Raw genomic sequence first — 13,065 nt, 5'->3', positions numbered from 1 at the left:
AGGTTTCTGGACAACAAATGGCCAATCTGAACGACCATATGGGCAGGCCTATCGTCGCGGTCACCGGCATCGGCGTGGTGACGTCGCTCGGTGTCGGCAAAGCCGACAATTGGGCGGCACTTACGTCAGGCAAATCCGGCATCCATCCGATCACCCGCTTCCCGGTCGATCATCTCAACACCCGCATTTCCGGCATGGTCGATTTCCTGCCATCGAGTTCCAAGGGCGCCAGTCTCCTCACCTATGAGCTTGCCGAAACCGCCGCCCAGGAAGCGATGTCGGAGGCCGGCCTCGATGCCGGCGATTTCGGCGGACCGCTCTTCCTCGCTTCGCCGCCGGTCGAGCTCGACTGGAGCGAGCGCTTTTCGCTCTACAATTCCGACACGCACGACACCGGTGCAGAGAGGCTGCTGCGGGTAGCGCGCGGCCTCAGGGAACTCGACATCTTCGAGACCACCCAGTTCGGCTCGATCGCCGACCGGCTTGCCGACCGTTTCGGCACGCGTGGCCTGCCGATCACGCTGTCGACCGCCTGCGCTTCGGGCGCCACGGCGATCCAGCTCGGCGTCGAGGCGATCCGCCGCGGCGAATGCGACAGGGCGCTGTCGATCGGCGCCGACGGCTCGGCAACCGCCGAGGCGCTGATCCGCTTCTCGCTTCTGTCCGCGCTCTCCACCCATAACGACATCCCCGAAAAGGCCTCAAAACCCTTCTCCAAGGACCGCGACGGCTTCGTGCTGGCCGAAGGCTCGGGCGCCCTTGTACTGGAATCGCTGGAGGCAGCACTTGCCCGCGGCGCCACCGTTCTCGGCATATTGCGCGGCTGCGGCGAAAAGGCCGACGACTTCCATCGCACCCGCTCCAAGCCAGACGGTTCGCCCGCGATCGCGGCGGTGCGCGCCGCTCTTGCCGATGCCGGCTTGAGCGAGGACGGGATCGATTATGTCAATGCCCATGGCACCTCGACGCCCGAAAACGACAAGATGGAGCACTTGTCGCTGTCGACGGTATTTGGCGAGCGGATCTCATCGATGCCGGTCTCGTCGAACAAGTCGATGATCGGCCACACCCTATCGGCTGCCGGTGCCGTCGAGGCCGCATTTTCGCTGATGACGATGCGCGAAAGCGTCATTCCGCCGACCATCAACTACGACAATCCCGACCCGGCGATCGTGCTCGACGTGGTGCCGAACACCAAGCGCGCCGCCGAGGTCGGCACCGTCCTGTCGAACTCCTTCGGCTTCGGCGGCCAGAACACCTGCCTTGTCATGGCGCGGGAACCGGTCTAAGCGACCTTTTCAGCCGGACTGAACCGACAGGCACCATGCGCGCATTGCAACTTATCGAGGACCGCCGGCTTGAAACGGTGGACCTGCCGCCACCGCCGCCGCCGTCGCTCGGCGAGGTGACACTGCGCATCAAGGCCGTGGCGCTGAACCACATCGATGTCTGGGGCTGGCGCGGCATGGCCTTCGCCAAGCGCAAGCTGCCGCTGGTCGTCGGCGCCGAGGCCTCCGGCGAGGTCGAGGCGGTCGGCCCCGGCGTTTCCAGCCTCCTGCCCGGACAGTTGGTGTCGATCTATGGCGCCCGCACCTGCGGGCTTTGCCGCGCCTGCCGCGAAGGCCGTGACAATCTCTGCGAGCATGTTTCGGGCGTCCACGGCTTCCATCTCGACGGCTTTGCGCAGGAAAAGATCAACCTGCCGGCGCGCCTTCTGGTCCCCGCCCCGCCAGGCGTGAGCGAAATCGGCGCGGCGGTGGCGCCTGTCACCTTCGGCACGGTCGAGCACATGCTGTTCGACAATGCCCGGCTGCAGCCCGGCGAGACGATACTGGTCCATGCCGGCGGCTCCGGCATCGGCTCCGCCGCCATTCAGCTGGCCAAGAAGATGGGCTGCACGGTCATCACCACCGTCGGCTCGAACGACAAGATCGACAAGGCCAAGGCGCTCGGCGCCGACCATGTCATCAATTACCGCGACGACCGCTTCGAGGGCGTCGTGCGCAAGCTGACCAAGAAGAAGGGCGTCGACGTGGTGTTCGAGCATGTCGGCGCCGACACCTTTGCCGCGTCCATGCTGTGCCTCAAACGCGGCGGCCGGCTGGTCACCTGCGGCTCGACCTCCGGCGTTTCGACGCAGATCAATTTGATGCAGTTGTTCCAGCAGCAGCTGAAGCTGCTCGGCTCGTTCGGCTGCCGCATGGAAAACATGGCCGACGCCATGCAGAAGATGGCGGCGGGCCTGGTCGCGCCGGTGATCGACACCGAGGTCGGCTTCGACGGCATCGATGCGGCGCTGAAACGCATGGAAGGCCGCGACGTCTTCGGCAAGATCATCCTGCGCGTCGGCTGAGAATGATCGGCAACGCCTTCAGGAAGATCCGCAGGGACCTGGGATTCCGCTATGGCAGGCGGCTTCGCCAGTTCAACTACTGGCTGGTCGCGCGGGTCGCGATGATCATCATCTCCGCGCTGCGCCTGCTGCCGCCCGATAGCGCGCTCAATTTTGCCGACCGCGCCGCCCGCCGCATCGGCCCTTGGGTGGCGCGCCATCAGGTTGCGGTCGACAATCTGCGCCAGGCCTATCCGGAAAAAAGCGATGCCGAGATCGAAGCGATCGCTTCCGACATGTGGGGCAACATGGCCCGCCTGGCCGCCGAATACATCTTTCTCGATGCTTTGTTCGACTACGATCCCGCTGCGACGAAGCCGGGCCGTGTCGAGGTCAAGGGCGTGGAGCATTTCGTGCGCATCGCGGGCGAGGACAAGCCGCATATCGTCTTCACCGGGCATCTCGGCAATTTCGAGCTGCTGCCGGTGGCGGCGGCGACTTTCGGCATGAACATCACGGCGCTGTTTCGCCCGCCCAACAACCCTTACCTCGCCGACTACATCCTCTCGACCCGCCGCTCGAGCATGGGATCGCTGCTGCCGTCTTCGACCGGTGCCTCGTTCGCGCTTGCGGCCGTCCTGGAGAAGGGCGGCAATATCGGCGTGCTGGTCGACCAGAAATTCACCGGCGGGCTCGAGACGACATTCTTCGGCCGCCCCTGCGAGAGCAACCGGGTCCTCGGCACCCTGGCGCGGCACTACGATTGCGATGTCTACCCGGCGCGCTGCGTGCGCTTGCCGAACAATCGTTTCCGGCTCGAGATCGAGGACAAGCTCACCTTGCCGCGCACCGTCGGCGGCAGTGTCGACGTCCCCGCCACCACCCAGCTTCTCAACGACGTCGTCGAGCGCTGGGTGCGCGAGGACCCCGGCCAGTGGATGTGGTTCCACAAGCGCTGGGAGATCAGCAAGCGCAAAAAGCGGCGGCCGATGACAATGCGCGACAAAGCCGCTTGAGCGGAAACCATAGCAAGCGTTTTCCGCTACTGACGTATTTTGTTCTTGCTTTGTGCCGGCAGCTATGCTACAAATTTAGTTATGGTGCTATTTGGCCCCGACGAACCCGCCTCTCCGGCGGGTTTTTTGTTGCGGGCCGGGGAGCAGACACTAATTCGTCACGAGAATCCGCGTATTGCCGAAGCCGGCTTTGCGCACCATCGAATAGAATGCGGCCGCGTTGCTGGGGTGAAGGCGCACACAGCCATGCGATGCCGGGCGCCCCAATTGCCGGATCGCGCCGGTGCCGTGGATGGCATAGCCGCCGCGGAAGAACACCGAATAGGGCATCGGCGACATGTCGTATTTGCGCGAATACCACATCCGGGCCGTCCGCTGTGGACGATAGCTGCCGCGTGGCGTGATGTAGCCTTTGCGGGCGGTGGAAACGCTCCATCGGTAATACGAAAGCCCGTATCTTACCGTCATCGTCTGTGAGGAAATATCGATGTTCGCGACCAGGCTGGCCGCACGGCTCTCGAACGACGAACCGAACAGCATCGCTACTAATGCCGCTGCCATGAGAACAGTGTTTTTCATGCAATCAAACCCCTTTGATGCCCCTTGCCTGCCTGCCCTCACGCTGTTCTCCAGCGTTTTGATGGCAAGCCAGCGAGCTAACACTTACTCCCTGACGATTTCACCAATCCCAAGCAGCGAATTTGAACGATTTCCCGCAATAGTTGCCGTAACGACACGCAATCGCCTGGCAATTCGCCATCGGGCTTGCAAAACCCCCTCATCCGCTGCTCAATTCGCCGAATGAACGAACCGAACGAACGGCTCCTCAAGGCTATCGATGACCGAGCCGATGATCTGGTTGCACTGACTGCGGATCTGATCCGCTTTCCGACCATCAATCCGCCCGGCGAAGCTTATCGGCCATGTGCCGAATATATCGGCGCGCGGCTGAAGAAGCGTGGTTTTGAGACCGAATTCATCCGTGCCGAGGGCACACCTGGCGACACTGATCGTTACCCGCGCGTCAACGTCGTCGCCCGCTTCGATGGCCGGGCGCCGGGTGCTTGCGTGCACTTCAATTCGCATATCGACGTCGTCGAGCCCGGCGATGGATGGAGCCTCGATCCGTTCGCCGGCATCGTCAGGGATGGCAAGGTCTATGGCCGCGGCGCTTGCGACATGAAAGGCGGGCTTGCCGCCTCGATCATCGCCGCTGAAGCCTTCATGGAGGTCTTTCCCGATTTTCCCGGCGCCATCGAGATTTCAGGCACGGTCGACGAGGAGTCGGGCGGCTTTGGCGGCGTCGCGCATCTGGCCCAGCTCGGCTATTTCTCCAGGCCGAAGGTCGACCACGTCATCATTCCCGAACCGCTCAACAAGGATCGCATCTGCCTTGGCCATCGCGGCGTCTGGTGGGCGGAGATCGAGACCAGGGGCGAGATCGCGCACGGCTCGATGCCGTTCCTCGGCGACAATGCGGTGCGCCATATGGGCGCCGTGCTGCGCGCCTTCGAGGACGAATTGTTTCCGGCGCTCGACCGCAAGATGACGCGCATGCCGGTCGTGCCCGAAGGCGCAAAACGCTCAACCATGAACATCAACTCGGTCCATGGCGGCCAGACGGAGGATTTCCGGCCCGGCCTGCCCTCGCCCAACGTGCCCGATTCCTGCCGGCTGACCATCGACCGCCGCTTCCTGCTCGAAGAGGATCTCGCTATGGTCAAGAGCGAGGTGACCGATATCCTCGAACGGCTGAAGCGCGAGCGCAAAAAGTTCGACTACGAAATCCGCGATCTGATGGAGGTGCTGCCGCTGATGACCGAGCGCGACGCGCCGGTGGTTAAGGCGGTCGCGCAAGGCATCATGCAGATATTCGACCGCGAACCGGATTACGTGATTTCGCCCGGCACTTACGACCAGAAGCACATCGCCCGTATCGGTCACATCTATGACTGCATCGCCTATGGCCCGGGCATCCTCGATCTCGCCCACCGGCCCGATGAATGGGTCGGCATTGCCGATATGCTGGACTCGGCAAAGGTGATGGCGATCGGCCTCGACGTTCTGCTGAGGGACGCCGGCCCGCGATGATCCGGCCATGGGCGAAAAAACATTCCTCCCGGCGACCGCCGACGGTACGAAACGCAATTTACTCGGCGGCGAATTCACGCTTCTATCCGGCCGGGTTTGAGCAGGTGTTTTAGATTTGGGGAGTTGCACGATGAAATTGTGGAAAACCATTCTGGCCGCCGCGGCGCTGGCGTTGGCCGCCGGAACCTCGGCGATGGCCGCGCGCACCGACCTGGTCATCGGCATTACGCTCGAACCCCCGCATCTCGACCCGACCGCGGGTGCCGCCGCGGCAATCGACGAGGTACTCTATGCCAATGTCTTCGAGGGCCTGACCCGCATCGGCCCGAACGGCGAGGTGCTGCCCGATCTCGCGGAAAGCTGGAGCATTTCCGACGATGGCAAGGTCTACATTTTCAAGCTGCATACCGGCGTGAAATTCCATGACGGCACCGACTTCAACGCCGACGACGTGAAATTCTCGCTCGACCGTGCCCGCGCCGAAAATTCCGTCAACGCGCAAAAGGGCCTGTTTGCCGCCATCGACAAGGTCGAGGTTGTCGATCCCGCGACGGTAAAGGTCACGCTGAAGAACCCGCAAGGCTCGTTCCTCTACAATATGGGCTGGGGCGACGCGGTTATCGTGGCGCCTGAGACAGCCGACACCAACAAGGAAAAGCCTGTTGGCACCGGCCCATTCAAGTTCCAGAACTGGGCCAAGGGCTCATCGATCACGCTGGTCAAGTCGGACAATTACTGGGGCGCCCCGGTATTCCTCGACAAGGCCGAGTTCCGCATCATTCCGGATGCCGCCGCCGCCGTTCCGGCGCTGCTTTCCGGCGACGTTCAGGCCTTTCCGTTCTTCGACCCCGACAGCGTCGCCCAGGTCAAGGACGACCCACGCTTCAAGGTGGTGATCGGCTCGACCGAGGGTGAAACCATCCTGTCGATCAACAACAAGAAGCCGCCGTTCGACAAGCTACAGGTCAGGCAGGCGATTTCCTTTGCGCTCGATCGCAAGGCGATCATCGACGGCGCCTCGGCCGGCCTCGGCGTGCCGATCGGCTCGCACATGTCGCCCGCCAGCAAGGCCTATGTCGACCTCACCGGCCTCTATCCGCACAATGTGGACAAGGCCAAGGAATTGCTGAAGGAAGCCGGCCTGGAGAATGGCTTCAAGGCGACGCTCAAGCTGCCGCCGCCCTCCTACGCGCGGCTCGGTGGCGAGATCATCGCCTCCGAGCTTCGCGAAATCGGCATCGATCTCGAGATCATACCGGTTGAATGGGCGCAATGGCTGGACCAGGTCTTCACCAAGAAGGATTACGACCTGACCATCGTTTCCCATACCGAGCCCAACGACATCGATATCTATTCGCGTAAGGACTATTACTTCAACTACGACAATCCGGCCTTCGACAAAATCATCGAGGAGCTGAACCTTACCTCCGATGAGGCCAAGCGCACGACGCTGCTTGGCGAGGCGCAGAAGGTCCTGGCAGATGACGCCGTGGTCGGCTTCCTGTACGAATTGCCGAAGGTCGGCGTCTGGGACGCCAAACTGCAGGGCCTGTGGGAAAACGCCCCGATCCAGGCCAACGACCTGACCAAGGTGAAGTGGACGGATTGAGGCGCTGACAGAAGGGGCGAAAGTTGCACTCCGTCATACCCCCCTCTGTCCTGCCGGACATCTCCCCCTCAAGGGGGGAGACTGGCCGTTTCCACGCTGGCTCTGTCCTTGCAACGCTAGTGGTTAGCGAAGAGGGCTCAATCTCCCCGCTTGAGGGGGAGATGTCCGGCACAGAGGGTGGGCGGGAACGCAAGCTTCGCCCGGTTTCTGCGTTCGCCAACACAGCGGTTCCTCAACGTCCATGACCGCCTACCTCCTCAAGCGGCTCGCCATCGCCGTCGTCACGCTGGTTCTGGCCTCGATAGTGGTCTTTGCCGTGCTGGAGATCATTCCCGGCGACCCGGCGCGGCTGATGCTTGGCCTGAACGCCAGTGCCGACCAGATCGAATTGCTGCGCAACCAGATGGGTCTCAACGCTCCTGTCGTGCTGCGCTATCTGCATTGGGCCGGCGGCTTGCTGAGCCTCGATTTCGGCCGTTCCTATACCTATTCGGTGCCGGTTATCGATCTGGTCCGTGAGCGCCTCGTCGTCTCGCTGCCGCTGGCACTGATGGCGCTGGCGCTATCCACCGTTATTGCCATTCCGGTCGGACTGTTTTCCGCCAGCCGGCGCGGCCGGGCCGGCGACACAATCGCGATGGGTGCCGCCCAGCTTGGCGTCGCCGTGCCCAATTTCTGGTTTGCGCTGATGCTGATTTATCTGTTCGCCGTCTGGCTGCGGCTGGTGCCGGGCGGCGGCTTTCCCGGCTGGAGCGCCGGCGTCTGGCCGGCACTGAAATCGCTGCTTCTGCCGGCGGTCGCCCTCGCTCTGCCACAGGCGGCGATCCTCGCCCGGGTCACCCGCTCGGCGCTGATCGAAGTGCTGAACGAGGACTACATCCGAACCGCCCGCGCCAAGGGCCTGCCCTATCGCCTTGTCTTGTGGCGGCATGCGCTGCGCAACGCCATGATCCCGGTGGTCACCATTCTAGGCCTGCAATTCGCTTTCCTGCTTGCCGGTACCATCATCATCGAGAACGTCTTCTATTTGCCCGGCCTCGGCCGGCTGGTGTTCCAGGCGATCAATCAGCGTGACCTGATCGTGGTCGAGAGCGTCGTCATGCTGCTGGTTGCCGCCGTCATCGTCGTCAATTTCATTGTCGATCTCTCCTATGCGGTGGTCGATCCGCGCCTGAGAGGCAGGCAATGACGCTGCACATCGACATCCCCGACGAGAACCTTGCCAGCATCCTGGTCAAGGCGTTCAAAAACCGTTCGTTCCTTGCCGGCTTCGTCATCACCGCACTGGTGGCAGCGGTCGCGATCATCTCCTTCTTGTGGACACCTTACGACGTCACCAGGCTGGTCATTTCCGACAAGACCCAGGCGCCATCGCTGGCGCACTGGTTCGGTACGGACCATTTCGGTCGCGACATCCTGTCGATGATCATGGTCGGCGCCCGCAATTCGATTGCCGTGGCGCTGGTGGCGGTCGGCATCGGCATGGGCGTCGGCGTGCCGCTCGGCGCCTTTGCCGCGGCGCGCGGCGGCATCGCCGACGAAGTGCTGATGCGGCTGAACGATTTGGTATTCGCCTTCCCTGCCCTGCTTTCGGCGATCATGATCACCGCCATCTTCGGGCCGGGCGCGTTCAACGCCATCATTGCCATCGGCATCTTCAACATCCCAGTGTTCGCGCGTGTCGCCCGGGCCGGCGCCTTGGCGATCTGGCCGCGCGAATTCATCCTCGCCGCGCGCGCCGCCGGCAAGAGCAAGACGCTGATCAGCATCGAACATGTGCTGCCCAACATCGCCACGCTGCTGCTGGTGCAAGGCACCATCCAGTTCGCGCTGGGCATACTGGCCGAAGCCGGGCTTTCGTATGTCGGGCTGGGCACCCAGCCGCCGATGCCAAGCTGGGGCCGCATGCTGTTCGACGCCCAGACCCGCATGGTGGTGGCGCCGTGGATGGCGATCTTTCCGGGCATGGCGATTGTCATCACGGTGCTTGGCCTCAACCTGCTTGGCGACGGCATTGCCGACATCCTCGATCCGAAATCGCGGCGGCAGCGATGAGCCTGCTCGAAATCGAGAAGCTGTCGCTGACCATCGGCAGCACCCGTATCCTCAGAGACATCGAACTTTCCGTCGCGCCGGGCGAAGTGATGGGGCTGGTTGGCGAATCCGGCTCCGGCAAGTCGATGACGGCGCTCACCGTCATGCAGCTTCTGCCCTGGGCTGCGCATGCCAGCGGACGCATCACCTTCGACGGCATCGACATCCTTGCCGCCAGCGAGGACCAGATGTGCGCGCTGCGCGGCGACGACATCGGCATAGTGTTCCAGGAGCCGATGACGGCGCTCAATCCGGTCAAGACCATCGGCGAGCAGGTCGCCGAGGGTATTCGCTGGCACACCGGGGCGAGCCGCGCCGACGCTGAGGAACGGGCGCGAAAAATGCTCGACCGGGTCGGCCTGCCGGGAGCGCAATTCCCGCTCTCGCGTTATCCGCACGAACTCTCCGGCGGCCAGCGCCAGCGCGTCGTCATCGCCATCGCCTGTGCGCTGAAGCCCAAGCTGCTGATTGCCGACGAGCCAACGACCGCGCTCGACGTGGTGCTGCAGGCGCAGATCCTCGACCTGCTGCGAGATCTCGTAGCGGAAAACCGCATGGGCCTGCTGCTGATCTCGCACGACCTCGCAGTGGTGACCGAGATGGCGGACCGCATCATCATCCTGCGCCATGGCGAGGTGATGGAGGCCGGCGATACCGCGCGCACGCTGTCGGAACAACTTCATCCCTACACGCGACAGCTGGCGCAGGCCTCGATGCATGTGCCGGCGCGGGCCCGCACACATGACAGCGGATCGGCCAAACCGCTGCTTCAGGTAGAGAACGTAACGCGGGATTATCCGGGACGGCGCATATCGCTGTTGAAACGCGCGGCTCCAATCCGCGCCGTCGACGATGTCTCCTTCGCGATGGCGCCCGGCCGGTCGGTGGCACTGGTCGGGCGTTCCGGCTGTGGCAAGTCGACGCTTGCCCGCATGATCCTGGCACTGGACAAGCCGACGACCGGTACGATCCGCTTCCGCGGCGACACCCTCACCGGCAAGAGCGAGGCGGAGCTCAAGCCGGCGCGGCGCGACATGCAGGTCGTATTCCAGGACCCGTATGGCTCCTTCGACCCACGCCAGAAGGTCGAAAGATTGGTGGCAGAGCCCCTGCATGTGCTGGAGAAGAAGCCGGCGCCCGCCGCACGGCGCGAGATGGTGGCGCATGCGCTGCACGAGGTCGGCCTCTCACCAGGCGACATGGACAAGTATCCGCATGAGTTTTCGGGTGGCCAGCGTCAGCGCCTGTCGATCGCCCGCGCCATCATCACGCGGCCGAAGCTGGTCGTCGCCGACGAGCCGGTCTCGGCACTCGATGTCTCGATCCGCGCCCAGATCCTCGACCTCTTCGCCGAGCTCAACCAGAAGCTCGGCATCGCCTATCTGTTCATCACCCATGATCTGACCGTCGCCCGCGCCATCACCGACGAAGTGATGGTGATGCATGACGGCAAGATCGTCGAGCGCGGCAGGACGAGCGAAGTGCTCGACCACCCGCAATCCGCAGCCGCCAAGGCGTTGGTCGCCGCCGCTCCCGATTTGCATCGGGCGATCGCGAAACGGCTGCAGGAACAGGGGTGAGCTGCGACCGTTAGCCTTGCGGCTTCACCACATCGGCAGGGCTGATTTCAAGCAGGTCGAGGGTGCGGCGCAACAGCTGCATCTCGCTCCCGGCAAGTTGCGAATCGGCCTTGGCGATCTCGGCCATATGGCGGGCGAGCAGCTTGCGCCGTTCGACATCGAGGTCGCGGAACTGCGCGATGGCCTGCGAGCCGTTGGTCTCGTAGCCGAATTCGTTGAGGTATTCGATGACGCTGTCGACGCTGGTTTCGGGAATGCCGAAGGCGTCCCGGCAGATACGCCTGAAGGCGGTCATTTCGCTTTCGCTGACCGAACCATCGGCCAGGATCATGCGGAACAGCATCAGTAGCTCCGCCGACAGCACCGGATCGTCCGCCACCTTGCGCACGCCGGGGTCGCCGTCGAAAATCGAGCGTATCTGGTCCAGCAATCCCATCGCCATCAGCCCCTTCCGATTCGTTCGGAAGGTAGCGCGGAATCGGCCTGGCGCAAACGGGGGTGCGCGTGCTGGAGCCGCATGTTTTCTCGCAGGAAAGCTGCCGGCCAATCCGGCAAGCCGCTGCGCTCATTGGTGTGTGACCGTGCGACTGATACCATGCCGCTGTACGAATCATGTTGAGGAGGGACCGGACATGAATCTCAGTGCACCTACCCAGCTTATTTTTATCATATCCCTTGTCATCGCCATCATCGGCGTTCTCGCCGCGCTTGGCGTTCTTGCGTTTATCCCTTTGGCTTCCGTGTGGATTGTCGTCATCGCCTACATCGTGCTGGCCGCCGGCTGTCTGATGCGCGGCGCTTAAACACGTCCAGACAATTCGGAATCTCAGGCAACTCGGAGCGCCCGGCCAAACGCCGGGCGCTTTTGATTCTGCAGGATGGTCTGTTAGAATTCCTGGACCAGGGAAAGCACATGCCCACCAGCGAAGACGGCAGCCGCCACGACGGCCCGGAGCTCGATCGGTTCGAGATGGTGCGGCGCGCGCCGAGCCATCGGCTTCAGGGCGCCGTCACTGACATGTGCGGCTTTCGCGAAACCATGCCAGGCCATTTCCGCGCGATCGAATATGCCTCGCTGACCGTGCCGCTGGTCATCAGCTTTGCCGAACCCTTTGCCATCGGGCTCGGCAGGAACCCCACCGACAATGACCGCTTCGCCAGTTTTGCCGCCGGCCTTTATGCCGGGCCGGTGGTGATCGAATCCTTCGGCGGCGCCTGCTGTGTGCAGATCAAATTTCACTCCGCTCGGCGCTCGTCGCTTCTTCGGCCGCCCGATGAGCGAACTGACCGACCGCATGGTCGGCCTGGATGACGTGCTCGGCGTCGAAGGCATCGCGCTTCGCGAAAGGCTTGGCAATGCGCCGGATTGGAGCTCACGCTTTGCCATCGCCGAGGCCTTCGTCGGCGATCGGTTGGCAACCGCAGACCGCACTCAGGCCGAAATGGTCTGGGCCTATGAGACGATCGTCTCGACGCGTGGGCGGACCCGCATCTCGACGCTGGCCGAAAAGCTTGGCTGGAGCCGCAAGCATCTTACCGGAAAATTTTCGGACGCAGTCGGCACCGGCCCAAAAACGCTGTCGCGCATCGTCCGTTTCAACCATGCGCTTGGCCTGTCGAGACAGGCCAACAGTGATTGGGCCGAAATCGCCGCCGACTGCGGCTATGCCGACCAGGCGCATCTGGTGCGCGAGTTCCGCGACCTCGCAGGCGTCACGCCGACCACTGTCGCCGCGAGGTAACATTTCTTCAAGACGCGCAACCAGCCTTCGCCCAGACTGGGTTGATCGACCAACCCGCTGAAGGAGATCAGTCATGCCGAACACCACCGAACCACCGCGGCTTTATCCGGCGCTGCGCTACAGGAATGCCGGCAGGATGATCGATTGGCTGTGCGAGGCCTTCGGCTTCAGCGTTCGCGCCCGCCATGGCGAAGGCGACGTGGTGCACCATGCCGAACTCGCTTTCGGCTCCTCGATCATCATGCTCGGCACGGCGCGCGACGATGCCTATGGCAAGATGGTCGGCGCGCCCGGTTCGGGCGGCGGCAAGTCGATCTACGTTGCGGTCGCTGACGCAGATGCGGCATACGCGCGGGCAAAGACCGCCGGCGCCGAGATTCTGGAAGAACTCACCGACCGCGACTATGGCAGCCGCGAATTCATCTGCCGCGATCCGGAAGGCAATCTCTGGTCGTTCGGCACCTACTGGCCGAAGGCTGACGAAAAGGCTTGAATTGGCCGCACTCCCCAACTTCGTCATCCCAGGGCGAAGCAGGAGCGAAGCTCCGTCGCGGAGACCCTGGGATCCATGCCGTAACCTTGATCAAAGAGTGCAGCGGAG

12 protein-coding genes and 1 pseudogene are annotated in these 13,065 nt (G+C 63.1%); 11 read left to right on the top strand and 2 right to left on the bottom strand.

The genetic code is table 11. From position 1 onward, the window contains the following. The first annotated feature begins 17 nt into the window (after nucleotides 1-17). The 3 genes from NKH98_RS08860 to NKH98_RS08850 are packed head-to-tail and all read left to right on the top strand — an operon-like array spanning nucleotide 18 to nucleotide 3,348. Nucleotides 18-1,289: a beta-ketoacyl-ACP synthase gene (locus NKH98_RS08860; protein WP_352897734.1), complete on the top strand. Its 1,272-nt coding sequence runs from the start codon at nucleotides 18-20 to the stop codon at nucleotides 1,287-1,289. Between the two features lie 35 nt (nucleotides 1,290-1,324). Next, nucleotides 1,325-2,353 (top strand): zinc-binding dehydrogenase, encoded by a 1,029-nt coding sequence (locus NKH98_RS08855; protein ID WP_352477635.1) that lies wholly within the window; start codon nucleotides 1,325-1,327, stop codon nucleotides 2,351-2,353. 2 nt (nucleotides 2,354-2,355) lie between these two features. Further along, complete coding sequence (locus NKH98_RS08850) at nucleotides 2,356-3,348, top strand: lipid A biosynthesis lauroyl acyltransferase (RefSeq protein ID WP_352897732.1); 993 nt, start codon at nucleotides 2,356-2,358, stop codon at nucleotides 3,346-3,348. 150 nt (nucleotides 3,349-3,498) lie between these two features. Here NKH98_RS08850 and NKH98_RS08845 read toward each other — a convergent pair whose 3' ends face one another. Then, nucleotides 3,499-3,927: a L,D-transpeptidase gene (locus tag NKH98_RS08845; protein WP_254818202.1), complete on the bottom strand. Its 429-nt coding sequence runs from the start codon at nucleotides 3,925-3,927 to the stop codon at nucleotides 3,499-3,501. 222 nt (nucleotides 3,928-4,149) lie between these two features. Between NKH98_RS08845 and NKH98_RS08840 the strand changes: the two genes are divergently transcribed. The 5 genes from NKH98_RS08840 to NKH98_RS08820 all read left to right on the top strand — a co-directional run bounded on the left by NKH98_RS08840 (nucleotide 4,150) and on the right by NKH98_RS08820 (nucleotide 10,722). Further along, complete coding sequence (locus NKH98_RS08840; protein WP_352897730.1) at nucleotides 4,150-5,439, top strand: acetylornithine deacetylase/succinyl-diaminopimelate desuccinylase family protein; 1,290 nt, start codon at nucleotides 4,150-4,152, stop codon at nucleotides 5,437-5,439. A 130-nt stretch (nucleotides 5,440-5,569) separates the two neighbouring features. After that, the gene (locus NKH98_RS08835; protein ID WP_352897728.1) at nucleotides 5,570-7,048 is read left to right on the top strand and encodes an ABC transporter substrate-binding protein; all 1,479 of its coding nucleotides are present in this window, start codon (nucleotides 5,570-5,572) and stop codon (nucleotides 7,046-7,048) included. A gap of 241 nt (nucleotides 7,049-7,289) precedes the next feature. After that, the gene (locus tag NKH98_RS08830; protein WP_352897727.1) at nucleotides 7,290-8,237 is read left to right on the top strand and encodes an ABC transporter permease; all 948 of its coding nucleotides are present in this window, start codon (nucleotides 7,290-7,292) and stop codon (nucleotides 8,235-8,237) included. Further along, nucleotides 8,234-9,103, top strand: a complete 870-nt coding sequence (locus tag NKH98_RS08825) for an ABC transporter permease (protein ID WP_352897725.1) — start codon at nucleotides 8,234-8,236, stop codon at nucleotides 9,101-9,103. Before NKH98_RS08830 ends, NKH98_RS08825 begins: the two co-directional genes overlap by 4 nt. Further along, nucleotides 9,100-10,722 (top strand): ABC transporter ATP-binding protein, encoded by a 1,623-nt coding sequence (locus NKH98_RS08820; RefSeq protein ID WP_352897723.1) that lies wholly within the window; start codon nucleotides 9,100-9,102, stop codon nucleotides 10,720-10,722. Before NKH98_RS08825 ends, NKH98_RS08820 begins: the two co-directional genes overlap by 4 nt. Before the next feature lie 10 nt (nucleotides 10,723-10,732). On the opposite strand, the gene NKH98_RS08815 is transcribed toward NKH98_RS08820, so the two are convergent. Beyond that, complete coding sequence (locus NKH98_RS08815; RefSeq protein ID WP_352505767.1) at nucleotides 10,733-11,164, bottom strand: tellurite resistance TerB family protein; 432 nt, start codon at nucleotides 11,162-11,164, stop codon at nucleotides 10,733-10,735. Between the two features lie 190 nt (nucleotides 11,165-11,354). Here NKH98_RS08815 and NKH98_RS08810 point away from each other — a divergent pair, with 190 nt between their 5' ends. The 3 genes and pseudogenes from NKH98_RS08810 (at nucleotide 11,355) to NKH98_RS08800 (ending at nucleotide 12,957) form a co-directional block, all read left to right on the top strand. Next, nucleotides 11,355-11,525, top strand: a complete 171-nt coding sequence (locus tag NKH98_RS08810) for a hypothetical protein (protein ID WP_254818195.1) — start codon at nucleotides 11,355-11,357, stop codon at nucleotides 11,523-11,525. 110 nt (nucleotides 11,526-11,635) lie between these two features. After that, nucleotides 11,636-12,464, top strand: a pseudogene (locus tag NKH98_RS08805) (helix-turn-helix domain-containing protein). Between the two features lie 73 nt (nucleotides 12,465-12,537). After that, nucleotides 12,538-12,957 (top strand): VOC family protein, encoded by a 420-nt coding sequence (locus tag NKH98_RS08800; RefSeq protein WP_352897721.1) that lies wholly within the window; start codon nucleotides 12,538-12,540, stop codon nucleotides 12,955-12,957. Nucleotides 12,958-13,065 lie beyond the last annotated feature (108 nt).

It is taken from the genome of Mesorhizobium sp. M0833 (assembly GCF_040319905.1).
Lineage (GTDB): Bacteria > Pseudomonadota > Alphaproteobacteria > Rhizobiales > Rhizobiaceae > Mesorhizobium.
Note: the sequence above shows the minus strand (reverse complement) of the source record. Positions and strands in the feature narration are given on the sequence as shown.